Source organism: Poriferisphaera sp. WC338, assembly GCF_050931845.1.
Classification (GTDB): Bacteria; Planctomycetota; Phycisphaerae; order Phycisphaerales; family Phycisphaeraceae; genus Poriferisphaera.
Window position 1 is genome coordinate 4,196,111 of sequence record NZ_CP194516.1, and the last position, 18,540, is coordinate 4,214,650.

General features: G+C 47.6%; 17 protein-coding genes. 9 read left to right on the forward strand and 8 right to left on the reverse strand.

Annotation, left to right across the window (positions count from 1 at the left end; all coding sequences use genetic code 11):
- Window positions 1-318: 318 nt before the first annotated feature.
- Both ACQ6WK_RS17385 and ACQ6WK_RS17390 read left to right on the forward strand, forming a co-directional pair.
- A complete protein-coding gene (locus ACQ6WK_RS17385; protein WP_432798662.1) occupies window positions 319-1,290 on the forward strand; it encodes a LamG-like jellyroll fold domain-containing protein in 972 nt (323 codons plus the stop codon).
- 144 nt (window positions 1,291-1,434) lie between these two features.
- Complete coding sequence (locus tag ACQ6WK_RS17390; protein ID WP_432798663.1) at window positions 1,435-2,280, forward strand: type II secretion system protein; 846 nt, start codon at window positions 1,435-1,437, stop codon at window positions 2,278-2,280.
- Between the two features lie 106 nt (window positions 2,281-2,386).
- Here the strand turns inward: ACQ6WK_RS17390 and ACQ6WK_RS17395 are convergent, their stop codons facing one another.
- From ACQ6WK_RS17395 to ACQ6WK_RS17410, 4 genes are all read right to left on the reverse strand, one after another.
- Window positions 2,387-3,175: an N-acetylmuramoyl-L-alanine amidase gene (locus ACQ6WK_RS17395; RefSeq protein WP_432798664.1), complete on the reverse strand. Its 789-nt coding sequence runs from the start codon at window positions 3,173-3,175 to the stop codon at window positions 2,387-2,389.
- A gap of 405 nt (window positions 3,176-3,580) precedes the next feature.
- Window positions 3,581-4,393, reverse strand: coding sequence for an N-acetylmuramoyl-L-alanine amidase (locus ACQ6WK_RS17400; RefSeq protein WP_432798665.1), 813 nt, complete (start codon window positions 4,391-4,393; stop codon window positions 3,581-3,583).
- 362 nt (window positions 4,394-4,755) lie between these two features.
- Window positions 4,756-5,571, reverse strand: coding sequence for an N-acetylmuramoyl-L-alanine amidase (locus tag ACQ6WK_RS17405; RefSeq protein ID WP_432798666.1), 816 nt, complete (start codon window positions 5,569-5,571; stop codon window positions 4,756-4,758).
- Between the two features lie 329 nt (window positions 5,572-5,900).
- Entirely contained in the window at window positions 5,901-6,404 is a 504-nt protein-coding gene (locus tag ACQ6WK_RS17410) for a YhcH/YjgK/YiaL family protein (RefSeq protein WP_432798667.1), read from the reverse strand.
- Here ACQ6WK_RS17410 and ACQ6WK_RS17415 point away from each other — a divergent pair.
- Window positions 6,403-6,540, forward strand: a complete 138-nt coding sequence (locus tag ACQ6WK_RS17415) for a hypothetical protein (protein ID WP_432798668.1) — start codon at window positions 6,403-6,405, stop codon at window positions 6,538-6,540. The two genes, ACQ6WK_RS17410 and ACQ6WK_RS17415, sit on opposite strands and share 2 nt — an antisense overlap.
- A gap of 76 nt (window positions 6,541-6,616) precedes the next feature.
- Here ACQ6WK_RS17415 and ACQ6WK_RS17420 read toward each other — a convergent pair whose 3' ends face one another.
- From ACQ6WK_RS17420 to ACQ6WK_RS17430, 3 genes are all read right to left on the reverse strand, one after another.
- Window positions 6,617-6,847 (reverse strand): Trm112 family protein, encoded by a 231-nt coding sequence (locus tag ACQ6WK_RS17420; RefSeq protein ID WP_432798669.1) that lies wholly within the window; start codon window positions 6,845-6,847, stop codon window positions 6,617-6,619.
- A gap of 356 nt (window positions 6,848-7,203) precedes the next feature.
- Complete coding sequence (locus ACQ6WK_RS17425) at window positions 7,204-7,395, reverse strand: fumarylacetoacetate hydrolase family protein (RefSeq protein WP_432798670.1); 192 nt, start codon at window positions 7,393-7,395, stop codon at window positions 7,204-7,206.
- Window positions 7,396-7,444: 49 nt separating this feature from the next.
- Window positions 7,445-8,470, reverse strand: a complete 1,026-nt coding sequence (locus ACQ6WK_RS17430) for an alpha/beta hydrolase family protein (RefSeq protein ID WP_432798671.1) — start codon at window positions 8,468-8,470, stop codon at window positions 7,445-7,447.
- Window positions 8,471-8,746: 276 nt separating this feature from the next.
- Between ACQ6WK_RS17430 and ACQ6WK_RS17435 the strand changes: the two genes are divergently transcribed.
- The 4 genes from ACQ6WK_RS17435 to ACQ6WK_RS17450 all read left to right on the forward strand — a co-directional run bounded on the left by ACQ6WK_RS17435 (window position 8,747) and on the right by ACQ6WK_RS17450 (window position 13,899).
- Window positions 8,747-9,865, forward strand: coding sequence for a LacI family DNA-binding transcriptional regulator (locus ACQ6WK_RS17435; RefSeq protein WP_432798672.1), 1,119 nt, complete (start codon window positions 8,747-8,749; stop codon window positions 9,863-9,865).
- Window positions 9,866-9,910: 45 nt separating this feature from the next.
- Window positions 9,911-10,624: a PEP-CTERM sorting domain-containing protein gene (locus ACQ6WK_RS17440; RefSeq protein WP_432798673.1), complete on the forward strand. Its 714-nt coding sequence runs from the start codon at window positions 9,911-9,913 to the stop codon at window positions 10,622-10,624.
- 63 nt (window positions 10,625-10,687) lie between these two features.
- Window positions 10,688-11,557, forward strand: coding sequence for a type II secretion system protein (locus tag ACQ6WK_RS17445; RefSeq protein WP_432798674.1), 870 nt, complete (start codon window positions 10,688-10,690; stop codon window positions 11,555-11,557).
- Between the two features lie 23 nt (window positions 11,558-11,580).
- Window positions 11,581-13,899, forward strand: coding sequence for a hypothetical protein (locus tag ACQ6WK_RS17450; protein ID WP_432798675.1), 2,319 nt, complete (start codon window positions 11,581-11,583; stop codon window positions 13,897-13,899).
- A 158-nt stretch (window positions 13,900-14,057) separates the two neighbouring features.
- On the opposite strand, the gene ACQ6WK_RS17455 is transcribed toward ACQ6WK_RS17450, so the two are convergent.
- Window positions 14,058-14,834: an AraC family transcriptional regulator gene (locus ACQ6WK_RS17455; protein WP_432798676.1), complete on the reverse strand. Its 777-nt coding sequence runs from the start codon at window positions 14,832-14,834 to the stop codon at window positions 14,058-14,060.
- Window positions 14,835-14,991: 157 nt separating this feature from the next.
- On the opposite strand from ACQ6WK_RS17455, the gene ACQ6WK_RS17460 reads away from it, so the two are divergent.
- Window positions 14,992-16,308, forward strand: a complete 1,317-nt coding sequence (locus ACQ6WK_RS17460) for a Gfo/Idh/MocA family protein (RefSeq protein WP_432798677.1) — start codon at window positions 14,992-14,994, stop codon at window positions 16,306-16,308.
- Between the two features lie 25 nt (window positions 16,309-16,333).
- A complete protein-coding gene (locus tag ACQ6WK_RS17465; protein WP_432798678.1) occupies window positions 16,334-18,517 on the forward strand; it encodes a sodium:solute symporter family protein in 2,184 nt (727 codons plus the stop codon).
- Window positions 18,518-18,540: the final 23 nt, after the last annotated feature.

Sequence of the window (18,540 nt, forward strand, 5' to 3'; positions counted from 1 at the left end):
ATAGCAGGAAAGTTGTAATGGCATGCATAATAAATGGTACTTGATAGATATGAATTGCTTGCTGCTTGCTGGACCGGTACAAAGGCCTTTTGAGGAGAAAAAAAGATCTAACTTGATGGTTTGAAAGCAGTTTAACGAGTGGGATTTCTGTTGGGTAATCTTGTGTTCAGACTATGGTTTTGCACAAGATTAGGAGTATCCTCTTTAATGTAAACACAGCGTTCTAGTTGGTTTTGTGTTGATTTAAAACCATTCGGTAACGATCGAACATTTCGACAGTAAGAGTTAAGTGTATTTTAACGATAGGAGGTTTTGAAGATGAAAAGATCATATTTAAGTTTGGTCTCTGCCTTGGGAGTGGCAGGTATCATGGGTGGAGCGGTGCAAGCTGCAACAGTCGCTCATTGGACATTTGAGAATGCGGTTGATGCTGACACGGGTAATGTCATAGCAGCATCCGACGGTTTGGTGCTTGAAGGAACCAATGCACCCGGCCCAGATGGTACTGCATATATGCCAGATATCTCAGGCAACGACAATCGGCTATATCAGTTTCCACAAGGTGGTGTTTTTTCGTCTGATGTGCAATATGCCATGACACCGCAAACCGGCGTGGCCAATAATTTCTCCTACAAAACAAATGGTGCCGATCTTTTTGAGCAGGGTGATGGCAATATCCGAACTGCGATGAATGGTGCGGGCCAATTTACTTTTGAGGTTAGTTTTAAAACATCCGCTACGAATGCTTGGCAGGGTATCATTGGTCATGATCGTAACCCAGACGATAGTGGCGATCAGAACAAAGGTAATGGTGACAATGATGAATCGTTAGGCACGTTGTGGATTGGTATTAACGGTGTCAACAGCAAGCTTCATTTTTATCATTGGGATACGACACCGGGCGGTGATTTACTTAATGTGACAGACCCAGGTCAGACGGGGCAGCCTGAAATAGGTGTTGGTCCTGCGATTGAAGCAGATAAGTGGTATAGCCTTGCGATGGTTGGCGATGGTAGCTCGGTCAAGCTTTATCTCAAGTCAGAAACAGATAGCACATATCAGTTGATTCATACGCACGGCGGGCTTGGTCTTGCAGACAGTTCTGCAACATGGACGATTGGTCGTGGCTGGTTCAATGGCCCGAATGATTTCTTCCAAGGTAATCTAGATGATGTTCGTATCAGTGACGAAGCATTGGCTGTTGATGATTTACTTGGTTCACCAATCCCTGAGCCTGCAAGTGCAGCTTTGATGATGTTTGGTATTTCAATGATTGCCAAACGACGGTAAATAAGACGAATACACGAGATGAGCGTTGGGGCGGCAATGTGCCGCCCCAATCACTCTTTGTTGTGAGAATATGCATACGAAGTTACGCATAGTTGGACCGCATCTTGATCTCTCATTTCGTAACGATACATAAAGGTCATTTCTATGGGAAAACGCGCATTTACATTAATCGAACTACTAGTTGTAATCAGTATCATTGCATTGCTTATTGGCATATTGCTTCCAGCACTTAGTAGTGCTCGCAAGACGGCGCAGAGTATTCAGTGTGCTTCAAATCTTCGGCAGCTTGCGACCGGGGATCATGTATTTGCAGCAGATCATAAAGGTTACATGATCAAGTCGTGGTTTAATCATGGACCTGCTCTGGATGAATCCGAATGGGGACATCATTGGCCAACCTTGGGATGGGATTACATCTTGTCGAGTACGTTGAATTTCGACCAAGAATTCTTCCGATGTCCTGTGGATGATAGTGATACATACCGCGGTAGATGGAGCGATGTTCATCAGCCGACTGATCCTGAGGTAGACAACATACCTGCGTCCTACCGATTGAATACGAGTCATACCGATGCGGAAGAAAATCCCAATCCGCCGCTAGCATGGGCAAGCCGGTTTAATGCTGTACGGTTAGAAGATGTTCCGCTTGCTTCGCAATCTATACGAATTATGGATACACGTGCGGCGGAAGGTGCGCCGCATCATGTCGCAACATTTGAAAATCACGGCAACGAAGGTGTTCATCTGGAAGAAAAAAATACGATGGCGTGGGCGCGGCATATGGGGGCTGCAAATTACAGCTTTATTGATGGCCATGTTGAAACGATGGTATGGGAAGATACATGGGAAGAAATCGGTGAGATCTATGGCGCAACGCAAACACGATGGCGAACGTTGTTTAAGAAGAGCTCTTGGGGTGTGCATTACCCAGATCGTCGTCCATCTCCGGCTGATCCTAGTTGGTTCCCAACGCCTTATGATGGAACTTAATCTAAAATTTCGTACGTGAATAGAAGTAAAAAGCAAAAGGCTTGGCATGTGCCAAGCCTTTTATGCAATACATAAATAAGGAGGAGAATGTTTGGGTTTAGTAAAGTTATGCGCGTTTTCTTCGCAAGAGTAATGCTGGTAGTCCGAGTGAAAGCATTGCGATGGCTGTCGGTTCTGGGATGACCGTGGGATAATAAACATTGGTGTCGTTATCAATGTATGACTCAACAAATTTCATGAGATCATCCCAAGGAAAATAGATACCAGGATCAGATTTATTCCATGGTGTAACTTGATAGTGGCCACCGATACCAGGCATGTCTAATTCATCACCAGGATAGTCATAGGCATCGCCAATAATCCGCTGGAACGGGATGTCATAGGTTGCGCCATTTTTATTGGTGGGGTGTTCGATGAAGTAAGCCATGATGTTGGCTAGCTTGTCGACATTGGGGCGAAGATTGTTGTAGGTCGTGCCATATTCCGCATCGCCGATGTCGTAGTACCAAGTGGATCGATCACCAGCATAGCCGACCATCTCAAAGCCAATCGCGCGTGAGTTGTAATCATTTTGCGTCCAAGCAGTGTGCCAGGAGTCGACCATTTGTACCACATCGCCGTTGGTGTCGATGATGTAATGGACAGAGATGTTTCTCGTAGTTGTTTTAAAGTAGTTCACCGTGCCGCTCAGACTGCCGCCCTCGACGGTGTGAACGATCAGCGAATCGATCGTTCGGCTGCGACCGTTTGTGTACTTGTTTGTTGGTGCAGGGTCTTCCACGACGCCTGATGGATAGGTTACCTGAGCAGATGCTTCGGTGCTTAACAGTGCGCAAACAGCTACTGCAGTGCTTATCCGCAATAACTGTGATGTTACTTTGAATGCGTTACTCACAACCCGACCTCCTAATGATCAACGGTATTGACTTTAGCGTTAACAAAATGGCACGGATTTATACATATCAACACAGGGCGCGGCCTTGGCGTTAGGTGTGCTTGAAAGCTCAATCCGTATACTTTTAATATAACTCCTGATTGCGCGAAATCACAGAAAAATATATAACAATTGAGGGCATGGTTATGGCTTGAGGTGGAGCCATGTTTGAGGTTGGAGCGTAAGTTGTTTATTAGCAGTAAATTAATATGGCGCCAGTTTCGCACTGTGAAGGTCTTATAATTATGGAGTCTTTGGGTGCGGTTTCTGAGTATGTAAAACTAGGCGCTTTGTTTATCTGTATTTATGAAAAAGCCGAGCATTAGGCTCGGCTTTGTGAGTGATTGTATGTGTCGATGAGTGTGGTCAAGCGGCACGCTTGCGGCGAAGCAGCAAGGTGGGCAAGCCAAAGGCTAGTGTTGCCATGGTTGTTGGTTCGGGAATCGTCACGGTTGGCCAGTAGATGTTTTCGCCGTTGTCGAGATAGGATTGTGTCATCATCATGACGTCTTCCCAAGGAAAGAATTCGCCGGGATCCGTTTTATACCATGGGGTGACTTGGTCGTGACCAACCCAGCCTTCTTCATCAAGGTATTCATCTACAATACGTGTGCCGTTGCTCCAATGGTACTTGGCTTTATTTTCTGAGCGTGTGTTGGGGATATCGTAGGTCACACCATGGGAAGTAGTTCTTTCCATGAAGAACGCCGCGAGGTTGGCAAGCGCATCAAGGTTTGGCCGGTAGTTTTTGTAGGTTGTGCCGTACTCTGGCTCCCAAGGTTGGTAGTACCAAGTGGAGGCTTCACCAGCATAGCCAGCCATTTCAAAACTGATGGATCGTGAGTTGTAATAGTTGGTGGTGTAGGCGGTGTCCCATGAATCGACCATTTGTGTGATGTCGCCGTCTTTGCTGATGACGTAGTGGGCTGAGACGCCTGAGGCGGGGTTATTAAACCAGTTGACGGCACTACCGTAGCTGCCTTCGGTGGTATGAATGGCGAGGGAGTCGATGTGCCCGCCGGATCGGCCGGTGCGGAAGTTGCCAGCGGCAGCTTGATCGTAGACTACGTCCGAAGGGTAGCTAACTTTTGCGGAGGCGTCATCGGTTATCGCGATGGTGGTGCCGATAGCAGCAGCGCTTAGGGCAAGGCCCTTGAAGATGGTGCGAATGCTTCTCATGTTTCACTCTCCTGATCCCGCAGTGGTTGGGGGGTACAAATTTCAACTGTTCAGGCGGGCTCCGGAATGGGGCGGGTAGCAATAATATAAGCCAGAAATGAGTCGCCGCAAAAGAATAATATATAATAATAGAAGATATTATTATGGTTTGTGTGGTGTCGGCAATATAGGGGATATGATTCTGCAAGTAGCTTTTAATGAAATGCTTATATCGTTTTTTATGTAGACTTACATGACATTCTTATAATGATATTTGTTGTTTCGCGGTTTGTTCTCATGTCATGGCTGGCGTTATAAAAAAGCCACCCTGCGTAAGCTGGATGGCGGTAATTATGTGCAATCAAGATTTGTTAGATTTCAGATCACGCCCGACGCCTGCGAAGGAAAAGTAGGCCGGCCCCTAAGAAGAGTGATGCGGTGGCTGGCTCGGGGACGAGAATGGCGTTGGTTCGGCTGATCAGTTCGTCCCATGGAAATTCTGGGCCGGGGTCGCGCCGGCTCCACGGTTGGATTTGGCCGTGAGCGACCAAGCCTGACTGGTTGTATTCGCTGTCGATCACAACGTCGCCTTCGCTATTACGGTGCCATTGTGCTTCACCGGTGGGATGAACCAGTGGGACGTTGTACTTATCGACATAGAAGGCAACGATCTGTGCCAGCGTGTCGAGATTGGATCGATAGCCGTCGCCAGGGGTTGGGTCATGTGGATCGGGGATTTCGCCGACTTCATACCGCCATGTATCTGGCTTGTCATCATTAGGATCGGAGTGACCAAACGAAAAGCCGGACATTTCGATGCCGATAGAGCGGCGGTTGTAATAGGTTGCGTGCCAAGATCTTCTGGATGAATCAACCATCTGTGTCACTCGGCCGTCACGTGCGATCACGAAGTGTGCAGAGTTAGAGTTGTTCGATGAGTTGCGGAACCAATTGATGGTGTTTTCGTAAACGCCTGAACCTTCGGTGGTGTGGATGACGATTGAGTTGACGCCGGCGCCGTTGCGGGAGCTGGCATTTTTCGCGCCTTTGAACTGGAATTCTTGCCAAGGTTTATTGAGTGTGTTGGCAAGATCCGGCAAGTCGCCGCCTGACGATTCAAAGGCAGACAGATTGGGTGTAGCTGCCAGTGCCATGGCTGTCGCCGCTGCAATTGCTGGCCAAAAACGAGTGATGCGCATGTCTTCCTCCGCAATAAGATGATGGTTTTAAAGCATGTTTTGGTGTGATAGATCTGCGGTCATCCGTGACGGCTGGATGTCGTCATTTGAGCGGTTTCAAATGGTGGCCGTGTACAAATCTAAGCTAAAGACCGACCGCTCGCGGCGTGGCAGGCGATCAGCGTACCGATCTATTGTCGCAAGATCATGCTATAAGAATATATACCACGAACGAGAATTAGGCCAGAAAAATATATAATGATATGCGAAATCTTGCAGACAAGCTGCTGTTAGAGAGCTGTGAGGCGTAGGTGTTTACTTAGATTTTGCAGTTATTGGCCGGTTTTGGTTTAGATGTGGGCCTTGACCACGATCTTCTGTATTTCTGTTGGGCCATCAAACTGAATGCAGGGCATGTGCGCCTCATGCGGATAGAGAATCACAAAATGGTTTGGACGGAGGATGACCCATTGTGTACCAGCCAAGATGTCGGGGTTGTGATCATATAGCTCGAAGTCTTTTTCATCATTATATGAGTCGGTGACTGCGAGGGGTTGGCCGGTGTTACTTTCAGAGGTTGGGGTAGGAGAGATAGCAATGCGCTCGTTGCCGGAGATGATGTATTGGATATCGATGTAGCGGCGGTGCGATTCGTATTTGGATTCGGTGGTAGTACGGGAGGTATAGGAATCAAAGTTGGCAAAAAGTGGCGCGTGTGGTCCTTCGCCTTGCAAGTCATTGCGGCCAGGCTTGAGGGTAGTGGGATTTACATTCTTTAAGAATTGAAGGCCTGCAGTAAGGTTGGCTGGCAGGTTCTTATAGAGAGATATATTGTCGATATGGTCGTAGATCATGATTCGGTTTGGTCCATGGGTTTGTGCGGTGGCGGATGTAGCGCAAAAATTTAATCGCTACATCATCTTCGGGATTATGCGTGATGGCAAAGTGAGAATGAGCGATTGGTGGCAGGATGGCAACGTCCATGCCTAACGTTGCCAGAGATATAAAAGATTACCCGATATGGCACCGTCGAGTTGATGAAATGAACAGGTGGTTAGAACGTAATTTATTCGGGAATAATATCTTTATGTTTGGCTTTGAACTCGTCCAGAGAGGTGCAGCCAAGCGGGAGAAGTGCTTGTTCGGGCAGGAGGATGGGCATGCCATCTCGAATGGGATATTGAAGGCCACCCTTTTGTGCGAGCAGGTGGTTGCCGTCGGGCGCGAGAGTCAGCGGTGAGCGGGTGAGTGGGCAGACAAGGATGTCCAGTAGTGATGAGTCGAAGGTATGTGGCATTGGCGTATTTTAGATGAGCCATGCGATGAAGGGAAATGGATATCGATTGCGGTAAGTGATACAAGGTTTGCCTGTTTGGGCAAAAAATAACCCCATGCTTGTGCATAGGGTTCATGAAGTGGGCGAAGTTGGATTCGAACCAACGTACCTAACGACTATATTTTCAATGATTTAGATGATTCAGAGAAACTCAGCGCGGCATTATCCGGTGCATACTCAAAAGAGACGCTTCAGATTGCTCAAATTATTGAATCCTTGCCGCCTACAGAGCGAGAAATGGTTCTGAAACGGCTTCAGAGATTCGTAGAAAATTTGCTATGAAGTGCAGGTGAGTGCTCTTAAATCCTTGCAAAGCGTCAATAATTACACGGCATGATTTTGCAGCTTTCTGGTTCGGATATTGCATGATTAGATAATGCTCCGATGTCTTGGATTGTGACGGTGAGTTGGTCGCTTGATTTTAGGAGGTGTTGTGGATCTGCTAATATATCGACGCCTGATGGGATGCCGGTCATTATGATTGAGCCGGGGAAGGGGCCGGTTCGCATGTATGTATCTTTCTAAATGACAAGCAAAGCAAGGTAATTGAAGGCAGTTTTACTTGTTGATATTCGTAAGCGTTGTTGAATTGAACAGTTCTTTTGCGAATGACCAAACCGGTTTTTTGTAATAGCGATGTCCGCCTTTTCCAATGTATAGCTGGCACTTATCGGGGGCGCCTGCGAGAGTGTAGATGTCTTTTAATTTCTTAAATGATGAGCGAACTGCATGGATTGGAAAAATGGGGTCGTGTAAACCGGCCACGATCAAAAGTGGGCGAGGTGCAATCAAGCCCGCAATATCCGACATTTCCGCTAAATTCAATATCCCAGGGATGTAGTTGCATGCGCAGTGCTCCATTGCGCCAATCGAGTCCGCGAAAGTGCAAAAGTAGCACGATGGCGCAGCCGATGTTACCCGTTCATCGATGGCGGCTGTAAACAGACTTGTGGTTCCACCGCCGGAGTTGCCAGTGAGCATGATATGCTGCGGATCGACCATTTTGTTGGCAAGCGCGAAATCGATTAACTTCATCGTATCCCATACACGTTCGCCGATCAGTGTGCGGCCAAACATGAGTGATCTGTGTTGCCATTCGGCGCAAGAGCTAACGCTGTTGTTTTTCTGGTTTTTGTCGCTTCGGTTGTCGCCGAAGGCGCGGGCTTGAGGGGCGATAGCGATATAGCCTTCGCGCACGGCTTGCCGGGCTATATCACGTTCACCGTCGATTACCTCGGGGTCGTTTGGGATCGCGCCAGCATAGGTGTGGCGATGGTTGCGGCTGTGGCCGTGGGGAGTAATGACCAGTGGGCGGGTTTCTGGGGGCCCAAGTGGGCGCAGTAGATAAAAGGGAATCACGATGCCCGGTTCGCTTTCGATTCGCCAATCCTCGCGAACATGATCGTCCAGCGTAACAGTCTCAAGCAGTTCGGTTCCCGGTGTTGTGTGGCATCGTGAAGTGATTGAATGAATCCCCAGTGATTCTCGTAGCTTCTTGCGTAGAGTCTGTTGCCATAACTGTAGTGCGGGCAAGTCTGTTGCGCTGAAGCTGAGTTGTTGGCGTCCATTGTCTCGCATCATCATTTGTGTGTATTGGTCAGGGTTCACATCGGTCCTTTGTTTTTTTGGTGTTGAAGTAAATGGGTCGCGAGAGAGGGTGGTTGGATTGTGTTAAGTTAACTAGTGTTATATGGAAATAATATGGATTTTGGGAAAATAAATCAATTGCAATAGTGTAATACTATAGCAAATTAACATATAAAACACTTAAAAAAAGCGTTTTGTAGAATTTTAAATGTTTTTATATAAAGTTCACTGGTGTACTTGACGTGGAGGCTGTTTTGAGTAAACTATTCATCTATGGAAGAGGTCGTTGAACAAGCGGGCAGTCAGATCGGTAAGCAGCCGCCGCTGTTTACTAAGATCGCTGAGGAGCTTCGCCAGAAGATCCGTGATGGGGAGGTGGCGGAGGGGGAGCGATTGCCAACCGAGCGCGACTTAGCTCGCCGCATGGGAGTGAGTGCGGTGACTGTGCAGAAGGCGGTGAAAGAACTTCAGCGGGAAGGTCTTATTAAAGGTAAGCGTGGTAGCGGCCGATTCGTCGCGTCGCGCACGGAGCGAAAAACTTGGACAGTGGCGGTCTTGCTTTATGACACGAATCATTTCGCTAATCCGGTGATGAGTCAACGCTTGTCGGGAATTCAGTCGGCACTAGAAACCGCAGGCTACCATGTTCATTACATTGCGATGAATCGGCGTCGTGCTAACGAGTCTGATGCGTCGTGGCTCGCTTCAATTGATCTGTCGAGTTATGACGGGATGGTGGTGCTGGCTCATCAGGCTGAGGCGTTGCAGGTTCATGCCTTAGCTAAACAGTTACCTGTGGTGTGGATGGATCAACATTGTGCTGGCGATCAGTTGATGGGAGTGCGTGTTGACATGATCGGCGGCGGCCTGTTGGCTGCGGAACATCTTGCATCATTGGGGCATCGTCGTGTTGCATTGTTAAACGCTGGGCGACATGTTGCTGCCTGTCAGGAACAGCATGAAGGCATGCAGCTTTATGCTCGTCGGCACGCAGGGTTTGAAGTGTGCTGGCTCAACGTAACGAAATCCCGAGATCATGAGCAGATTCGTCAAGCCCTAGATCGGGTGTTTGTTGGTGATGAGCGACCCACGGCATTGGTTTGTGGTGCGCATGATTTTGTTCCCTTGGTAATGGATTATTTCGATTGTTTGGGTTTGGAGATTCCCAAAGATGTTTCGCTGGTATCTTGGGATGATGTGTTAGCGCCGCCGACTGTAAGGCTGCCTCTGACCGTAGTTGATATTGATATTGCTCACGCCGGCGGTATTGCGTCGGAAGTGCTTTGTAAGCTTATTGATCAAAAGCCGATTGTGCCGGAGGTTCTTGAATCGCAAGTGAAGCCGGCGGGTTTGATTGTTCGTGAATCGACTGCTGCCGTGCCATCACAATGATGACGCGACAGCTTACTTTCTGTCATTTCTATAAGGAGACGTAGCGTGATTGATGCTCGGGAAAAAGTATTTGGTGTTATATCTACAATTGTAATGTGTACATTTTTGAGTATAGATACAACGGCTTCAGCCGATGTGATTTTATTTGATTTTGGCCGTGGTGATACGGGTATCAGTGACCTTCGCACGACGGGTAATTGGAATAACGTTCACAGTATTCAGGAAAAGGCTGACGGCGGTACCGGCGGGATTGGTGTTCGTGTTACTGATGCCATCACGGATGCTGGTGTTGCGACGACGGTTGACTTGAATGTGACAGATGATTTTTCAGCGGTAAATGCAGGCGGCGTTGTGGCGAAAGATGTGTATGCTTCTACGGCTCAGCGTGATTCATTCTTTGTTACGAAGAATAATGCTGCGCAGATTCGTCTCGAAGGTTTAGTGGCAGGAGAAACCTACGACTTGACTTTCTTTGGTTCGCGTGCTTCAGGCTCTCCTCCCAATCGTGAATTTAAGGTTGATATTGCTGGGCACAACGCCGTAACGCTTGATGCAGCTAACAATGTCAAGAAGAAGGTCTCAATCGATGATGTCTTGGCCGACAGCAATGGCTATATTGTACTCGATATTTCTGCAGTGTCAGATTTTGGTTACTTCGGTGTCTTGGAGATTGAAGGTGAATTCGGCGACGTACCGGAGCCCGGCAGTTTAGGGATTACTGGTGCAGTCTTAGGTTGGTTGATGATGCGCCGATATTAAGTATCGCGTTGAACTGTCGTTTTATAACTTTGTTGTAATTGCCAACACCCATGGAGATTTGTGATGAGCGCATCAATTTGTAGTGAGCGACATAAAATGGATCATGGATGTAGTTATTCGATTTGGACCATTCCATGGAGGGATGGTTCAAATCGATATGGCTTTACTTTGATCGAACTCCTTGTCGTGATCAGTATTATTGCATTGCTAATTGGCATACTACTTCCGGCATTGCAAACTGCTCGCGAGCAAGGCAGGCGTATTCGCTGCGCTTCCAACATGCGTCAAACGGTTATGGCACAGTTGATGTATGCTGGTGACGAAAAGGGATGGTTCCCAATGACAGATTGGGGGACTTGTTCAGCTTATTACGATCGGATTGATGGGGAGTCGGTTTCGGGAAACGCTTCAATTCGCCTGTATTTTGGTCACGGAGTAAAACCAAATACCGGTAGTGATAATGCGGGGGCATTGGAAGTGTTGCTATGCCCATCTCAGACAGAAATCGAACCTGGTTATGTCAATTATGCTGACTATATCATCGGTACCACATATCGATTACCGGCTTCCTTAGGAAATCGTTTAAATAGTCTGGGGAATTGGTACGGATGGCCAAGTTACTCTCATCGTTGGCCGCCATCTAGTTATCCCGATTCGCATGGGACCACGGTTCCGCGGTTGGATATGTCGAATGACGAGGCCGATGTTCCAAGCCGGCAAGCTGCGGTGATTGATGGTTGGGAAGATACAGGGGTTTGGCATACCTTTGGTTCGCGATGGTTTTCTGATTTTGGTGGCGGGGTTAATTTATTACCAAACAATCATGTCGATGGCATGAATGTTGCCTACCTTGATGGTCACGCTGCGTGGAAGAAAGCAGACGACACAGAATTCAGTGTGACACTGTGGGGCGCCCACACGATGCAGTGGTAGGAATATGTTCTTAAGGATTTGATATGAAGCAATTGGTTGCGTTTACAGTTTCTTTATTCATGTTGTTAATTGCGGCGAAAATCGATGCGTCGGAAGGTCTTCAGGTTCGCTGGTGGGATGGCACTGTCACGTCACGCCCTGTTGGGCAATTGCTATCTGATAATGAGTCTTTCTGGGGAAAACGTATCGTAACAGGTGTTACATACACCTATGAGCCGAAGCCGGATGTGCCTGCGGATTTATGGCGCAATGAGTCTGGTTCATTCGGGAGGCGTTTGCTTAATGGGATTGGTATGCGCCCACCGGTGCCGCCAAGCTGGGAAGCAACCCAAAGCGGATGGATCGATCCATATTTATCCGTTGGTGTTTCTGAGGGACCATTGGTAGTTGTGTTTGATTTCCAGAGAATGTGTCGCTTTAACGAAGTTGATTTAATGTCACAAAGCGAACATATTTCGATAGAAGTTGCCATGCGTCAGCAAGATGATGAAACGTGGCAGGTGGTCGCAGAATATCCTATGGAAAAGCTACAGGATTCTGTCTGGTCGTTGCGGCGCATCGTTTTTGATAAGGTCGCCGAAGCTCAGTATCTGCGTATTAAAATTGAAGCAGCAGAAGGCCCTACAAAGCTGAATCAGTTTTTTGCTTGGGGAGAAGCGGAGGTTGAACCAACTGTTGTGCCACCGTCATATCGTCCGGTTGTCTTGTCGTCTATTGCAGATACACCGTCAGCGATATCAATCCCGGGTGTTGAGTCGACTGCATTTCCACTTACCGAATTTTGGGCGTGGCGACGTGGATTGGGAGAGAGTGGTCAAGCGTCGGCAGTGTGGGGTGAGTTAGCGACTTGGGACCGACTAACGCATGAGCCGATCTTGCCCGATCCGTTATCAGATGTACAGATATCAATGGCACGTAACGAAATTGAACCGCGTGCATTGGCTCTGGTCAATACGAATGACCAGCAGCCATTGCATACGAAAGTTGCGCTTTCAGGATTTACACGCTTGGAAGACAATAAGCCAGTGGATGAGGTTTATGGTGTGATCAGGGTTGGGGGTGCCATTGCGTCAAAAAGTTATGGTGTGGGGATTGGGCCATTGTTTGCTCGAGAAGACCTGCTTGATGCAGATTGGATGCATCAGTATCTGGCCAATGGATATGGTATTGCACATTTTCCTGATTTGATACTAAATCCGGCAGGTGCCGCGGTGATATGGCTTGAAGTGCATACGCAAGGTGCACAGCCGGGTGTGTATCGAGCGACACTTAGCACTGATGAGGGCGTTAGCCTGCCGATTCGAGTTAACGTGTGTAATGTAGTATTACCTGAAGCGAAAGCATGGGTGCATAGTTGGAGTGAAACGACCAAGTCGTTTCCCTTTAGCTCAATGGATCGTCAGGTAAAAGAAGTGGATTATAAGCAATCACTTGGAATTAGCGTTTGGAGGGGGCTCCCAGAACCAGGAACAATCAATGCCCTGGCTCGTGAGCGGGGGCATGCGATTTTTTATGACTATATTTTGCCGTGGAGCCATATTGATCGTGGTTTTACCAACAAGCTCGATCCTAACAATATTACGGATGAAGATGAGGCTGCTGTACGCAAGCGGCTAACGTTTATTGTTGAGCGGGCTAAATCACTTGGTTTAAATAACAACCAATGGTTCGGGGAACTTTGGGATGAGCCAGATCGTGATAACATTGCTGCATTTGCGGCTTATGCGAAGCTGGCCAAACAAATTGATCCAGATTTTCAGCTGTATTGCAATCCTATTTTCTGGATTGGTGGCGGGCAGGGGGCAGCAAAAGATCCTGTGGTCTACGATGGATTAAAGGGGTGGTATGACCAATATATCGATGTGTCTGCGCCGAGTATGTTGTTGATCGACTACCCGAAAAGCGGAAAGTTGTTTGATATCGATTTGCCGACGAATGCTTTTTATCAAGTGGCTTCACAGCATGCTAAGAGTGAACGCGCGAAAAATGTACTATTTTACCGTCGCTTGCCATGGCTAGCGATGCGTCGGGGTTGGGATGGTTGGGGTTACTATTCTTACTCACGGCCGCGCGGTAGTGCTTGGATTGACGGCGATCGCGATCTGGCAACTAACAGTAATGCTGCGGATTATCAGATTGTATATCCCGGTCCAGCAGGGCCGATACCCACGCGTGCTTCGGAAGCGGCACGTGAAGGTTGGGAGGATTATCGATTGATTCAATCTTTGCAGAAAAAGAATGATGGTAGTGAAGCAGCTCGTTTGATTAAAGCATCGAAAAGTCGTGATGTTGACCTGGCGGATCTGTATCAACAAGGTTTGATGATTATTGATCAAGATTAGAGCATAGCTTTAAATTGTTAGATGGTATGAATGGCTATGTGATTGGTAAATGTGTCGTAATCGTTGATGGTTGTCAAAACATAGTCGTCTAATGTGTGATTAGTTTAGGCACAATTTTATCAAGCAACCTTGTAGTCAATGCTGTAAGTATGACCTCATTATTGCTGCCCACGAAGATCAGAGGGCGAGATGCCAGTCATATGCTTGATCGCCCTTGAGAAAGCAGACAGTGATGCGAAGCCGCTTAAGTATGCAATGCGTGAAAGTGATTCATCTGTATTATTGAGCAGGTACTTTGCACGTTCTAATTGAATGAGGTGCATCGCTTTAAACGGTGATGAAACGCCAGACTGTACAAATAGTCGTCTGAGTTGACTAGCAGAGTAGCCATGAGCTTCGGCCATATCATCGACTGTTGGTCGATCGGTAATATTAACTGCATACCAGCCCATGCATCGTTGTACCAGTGTTTTTGCGTGATCTATGTGAGCTTTATCTGAAATTTTCAAATCATCAAGCACGAGAAGTGTTAGTTCAAGTAGTAAGTGTTGGGCACGCAAATCCAGATGTTCATGACGTTTTATTGTGTGCTCTTCAAGTTCTGAAAACGATCTTGTTAAATGCTTCGCCAAAGATATGGATAGTGAGATGGATACACCATCGCTGCCATTTACTGCGTCGTGAAGCACATGTGGTACATGATCGAAATGGGCAACACCTACACATGCTTCTTCTTTGGGGATGCCTGTCCAGCCATGAATATGGTTTGGTGGAAAGATCCAAAGGCGACGGGGTGACACCGACGTCTTACGTCCAGGTATTACAGGACAAATGCTGCCTTTTAGAACCGCTTGGAATTCCCATGCATTTCTTGGATGGGGAATAACCGGTTGTTGATGATAACGTCTTTTACCGTGTGCAATGTAGATAAGCATTATTTTACAAGCATCTCAATCATGCGCGGAATTGTCAAGCGTCTGCGTGGCTTTGTTATAGTTTAAATGATCCGACTTACTAACATCTAAATTGAGGTTTACGCCTCAAACCAAACTGTAGTTTATAGATCACAAGTAAATTGGAGCGCGTGATATTATGGATCGTCATCGGTATGCGTTAGTCGGAGCAGGTGGCCGCAGTAGAATGTTTATAGATGCAATTTACGGCAGCTATGCAGATCAGGCTGAGTTGGTTGGTTTATGTGATATTAGTTCTCAACGGATGGCGACATGGAATCAATTTATCGCTGAAACATATGAGGCGCCGCCGGTACAAACCTTCATGGCAGATCAATTTGATGCCATGATTGCGGAGACTAAGCCGAGAACTGTCATTGTCACCTCGGTTGATGTTACGCATCATGAGTACATCATCCGCGCGCTTGAACTTGGTTGTGATGTCATCACCGAAAAGCCGATGACCATCGATGAAGATAAGGCTCAACAGATTCTAGATGCGGTTGATCGTACCAGTGGGAATGTTCGTGTGACATTCAACTATCGCTATATGCCCACGTATTCTAAGCTCAGAGAGGTGGTTGCTTCAGGAGAAATCGGAGAGCCAACGCTGGTCAATTTCCAATGGTATCTAGATACCAGCCACGGCGCAGATTACTTCCGTCGATGGCACAGGGAAAAGCGTTACAGCGGTGGATTGCTCGTACACAAATCTACGCATCATTTTGATTTAGTGAACTTCATTATTGGTGCACATCCTGAAACTGTTTTTGCGATGGGTGATTTGTCGTTCTATGGGGAGAAAAATGCGAAAGCGCGTGGCGAGCAATACGATTTTGAGCGTTATCAAGATTTAGAAAACCCGATGTCAGATCGTTTTGGTCTAGATCTCCGCGATGACATGCTTAAAACAATTTATCTGGATGCTGAGGAAGACTCTGGTTACATCCGTGACCGTAATGTGTTTGGTGGCGAGGAAAAATGGCCCATCACTTCGGAAGATACCATGTCTGTCATTGCGCGTTATACCAACGGTACGCAGCTTAACTACACGCTTGTAGCATACAGTCCGTGGGAAGGTGAACGAATCACGATCACCGGAACCAAGGGGCAGATTGAATATTTCGGGCGCGGGGCAGGTCATTTGATTGCAGGTCAGTCTGAAGAAGAGCTTGCTGCTCAGCAGTATCAAGGTGAGCAATATATACGTCTTCAAAAAATGTTTGAGCCTGCACAAGAGCTTGAGATACCAGAGGGCAAAGGTGCGCACGGTGGTGGCGATGCCATTCTGTTAGATCGTATTTTCAACCAAAACGCAAAAGATGATCCGCTTGAACGTGATGCAAACCATCATGATGGTGCTTCATCGATTTTGCTTGGTGTGGCTGCAAATAAAGCGATCGAAACAGGTAGGTCTGTTCAGATTGCGGATCTTACTCGTGAATGCGTTCGGTAATCACTTCATTTAAAGGACTATTCAATTGCACTGGATTGACTGGGCTATTTGTATTGTGCCGTTGCTTGTTGTCGGGTTTATTGGCTTGCAAGTTAATAAATACGTCAAAGGAGTTAGCGACTTCCTTGTAGGTGGACGTGTAGCAGGACGGTATGTTGTCGCCGTTGCTTCCGGTGAAGCTGGACTAGGTCTTATTACGGTTGTCGCGCTATGTGAAATGTACTACAAGTCCGGTTTCGCAATCGGATTCTGGGGTATGCTCAACAAGCCCATCATCATTCTCATTGCACTTACCGGTTTTGCGGTTTATCGTTATCGTGAAACACGCGCCATGACCATGGCCCAGTATTTTGAAGTCCGTTACTCAAAAAAATTCCGTATCTTCGCAGGCATTCTTGCATGGGTCAGCGGCGTCATCAATTATGCACTTTTTCCTGCAGTTGGTGGGCGCTTCCTGATTTACTTCTGCGAACTCCCTGAAACTGTTTCTATCTTAGGCCTGCAGTTCCCGACCTTCGGATTAGTGATGGCCTGTTTCTTATCAGTGGCTGTCACCATTGTTCTCATCGGCGGTCAAATCATGACCATGGTCACGGACTGTGTTGCTGGTATCTTTAGCTATGTTCTCTATGCCGCCATTACCATCACCATTCTTGCGTATTTCAGCTGGGATCAAATGCAGGATGCGATGTTAGCACGCCCGCCTGGCGAAAGCATGTTCGATCCCTTTGACACAGGGAAACTCAAAGAATTCAACGTCTTCTATGTTATCGTCGGCCTTATGGGCAGTATCTACAACATGCTCTCATGGCAAGGTGGACAAGGCTACAAAGCTGCAGCGGCATCTCCTCACGAACAGAAGATGGGCAACGTTCTTAGTACGTGGCGTACCGGCTTCTCCGTTCTCATGGTCATCCTCCTTGCAGCTGCCGCCTTCACCTACATGAACCATCCCGACTTCGCTACAGGCGCCGAAGCGGTGCAGCAGGAACTACATCAAAAAATCAACCTTGCCACCGAAGCATCCACCAACCAAATCCGTGAACAGATGCTTGTGCCTATCGCACTCCGGCACATCCTCCCGGTTGGTATTGTTGGCGCGTTCTGCGCCGTCATGGTCTTCCTGCTTATAAGTACCGACACGACTTATCTGCACTCATGGGGCACGATCTTTGTGCAGGATGTTGTTTTGCCGCTCCGCAAGAAGCCGTTCACACCAAAACAGCAGATGTGGCTGCTCCGCTTCAGTATTGCGGGGGTGGCGTTTTTCGCATTCTTCTGGTCGCTCTACTTTAATCAAGTCACTTACATATTGATGTTCTTCGCACTCACCGGCAGTGTTTATCTTGGTGGTGCTGGTGCAGTCATCTTGGGTGGACTTTATTGGAAACGCGGCACCTCCGCTGGTGCATGGGCTGCGATGATTTCCGGTTCATCGCTTGCGGTCCTCGGCTTCATACTCACCCAATCTTGGGCAGGTTACATCTACCCCTTCCTCAGCTCAGAGATGCCTGGCTTCCTCGCCTCTCTTACCACCACACTCGAATCACTCGGCAGTATCCTACCATTCGTTGAATGGGAAGTAACACCCGACAAGTGCCCCATATCAGGACAAGAAATTTATTTCATCACCATGTGCTCAGCGGTCTTCTTGTACATCACGGTTTCCCTGCTAACCTGCAAAGAACCTTTCAACCTCGACCGCATGCTCCATCGCGGCAAGTATATGCGTGAAGAAGATCGCGAAGCTCGTCCGGAGTGCGAACACGGTGTTAAGAAGAACTGGAAGAATACCCTGCTAGGCTTTGATGACCAATTCACTCGCGGCGATAAAATCCTTTCGGTTAGTGTCTTCGCCTATAGTATGTTGCTGTTCGCCGTTTGGATTTTTGCGGTTCTCTGCAACACTGTTCTGGTTAAGTATTTTGCATTCGGTCCTGTCGGTTGGGCGAATTACTTCTGGTACGTCAACATCGGTCTCACCCTCGTCATTGGTACAGTCACGAGCGTCTGGTTTTCTATCGGTGGCGCATGGGACTTGCGTCGACTCTTCCGGCGTCTTGCGACTCTCAAACGCAATGTTAATGACGATGGACGCGTCCTCGGTCACATTAATGCCGAAGATCTCTCATTCAAAGAAGTTGAAGATGACGAAGACATTGAACAACTGGTTGCTATAGATTCCGATCAATCGGGGAGTACCCGTTGATGAACCTACATAAAAGAATTGAA

Excerpts from the sequence above, each read along its gene's own strand:
- ACQ6WK_RS17385 (WP_432798662.1), top strand. The coding sequence starts at position 319 with ATGAAAAGATCATATTTAAGTTTGGTCTCTGCCTTGGGAGTGGCAGGT.
- ACQ6WK_RS17390 (WP_432798663.1), top strand. The coding sequence starts at position 1,435 with ATGGGAAAACGCGCATTTACATTAATCGAACTACTAGTTGTAATCAGT.
- ACQ6WK_RS17400 (WP_432798665.1), bottom strand. The coding sequence starts at position 4,393 with ATGAGAAGCATTCGCACCATCTTCAAGGGCCTTGCCCTAAGCGCTGCT.
- ACQ6WK_RS17405 (WP_432798666.1), bottom strand. The coding sequence starts at position 5,571 with ATGCGCATCACTCGTTTTTGGCCAGCAATTGCAGCGGCGACAGCCATG.
- ACQ6WK_RS17415 (WP_432798668.1), top strand. The coding sequence starts at position 6,403 with ATGATTCGGTTTGGTCCATGGGTTTGTGCGGTGGCGGATGTAGCGCAA.
- ACQ6WK_RS17410 (WP_432798667.1), bottom strand. The coding sequence starts at position 6,404 with ATGATCTACGACCATATCGACAATATATCTCTCTATAAGAACCTGCCA.
- ACQ6WK_RS17420 (WP_432798669.1), bottom strand. The coding sequence starts at position 6,847 with ATGCCACATACCTTCGACTCATCACTACTGGACATCCTTGTCTGCCCA.
- ACQ6WK_RS17425 (WP_432798670.1), bottom strand. The coding sequence starts at position 7,395 with ATGCGAACCGGCCCCTTCCCCGGCTCAATCATAATGACCGGCATCCCA.
- ACQ6WK_RS17430 (WP_432798671.1), bottom strand. The coding sequence starts at position 8,470 with ATGATGATGCGAGACAATGGACGCCAACAACTCAGCTTCAGCGCAACA.
- ACQ6WK_RS17435 (WP_432798672.1), top strand. The coding sequence starts at position 8,747 with ATGGAAGAGGTCGTTGAACAAGCGGGCAGTCAGATCGGTAAGCAGCCG.
- ACQ6WK_RS17445 (WP_432798674.1), top strand. The coding sequence starts at position 10,688 with ATGAGCGCATCAATTTGTAGTGAGCGACATAAAATGGATCATGGATGT.
- ACQ6WK_RS17450 (WP_432798675.1), top strand. The coding sequence starts at position 11,581 with ATGAAGCAATTGGTTGCGTTTACAGTTTCTTTATTCATGTTGTTAATT.
- ACQ6WK_RS17455 (WP_432798676.1), bottom strand. The coding sequence starts at position 14,834 with ATGCTTATCTACATTGCACACGGTAAAAGACGTTATCATCAACAACCG.
- ACQ6WK_RS17460 (WP_432798677.1), top strand. The coding sequence starts at position 14,992 with ATGGATCGTCATCGGTATGCGTTAGTCGGAGCAGGTGGCCGCAGTAGA.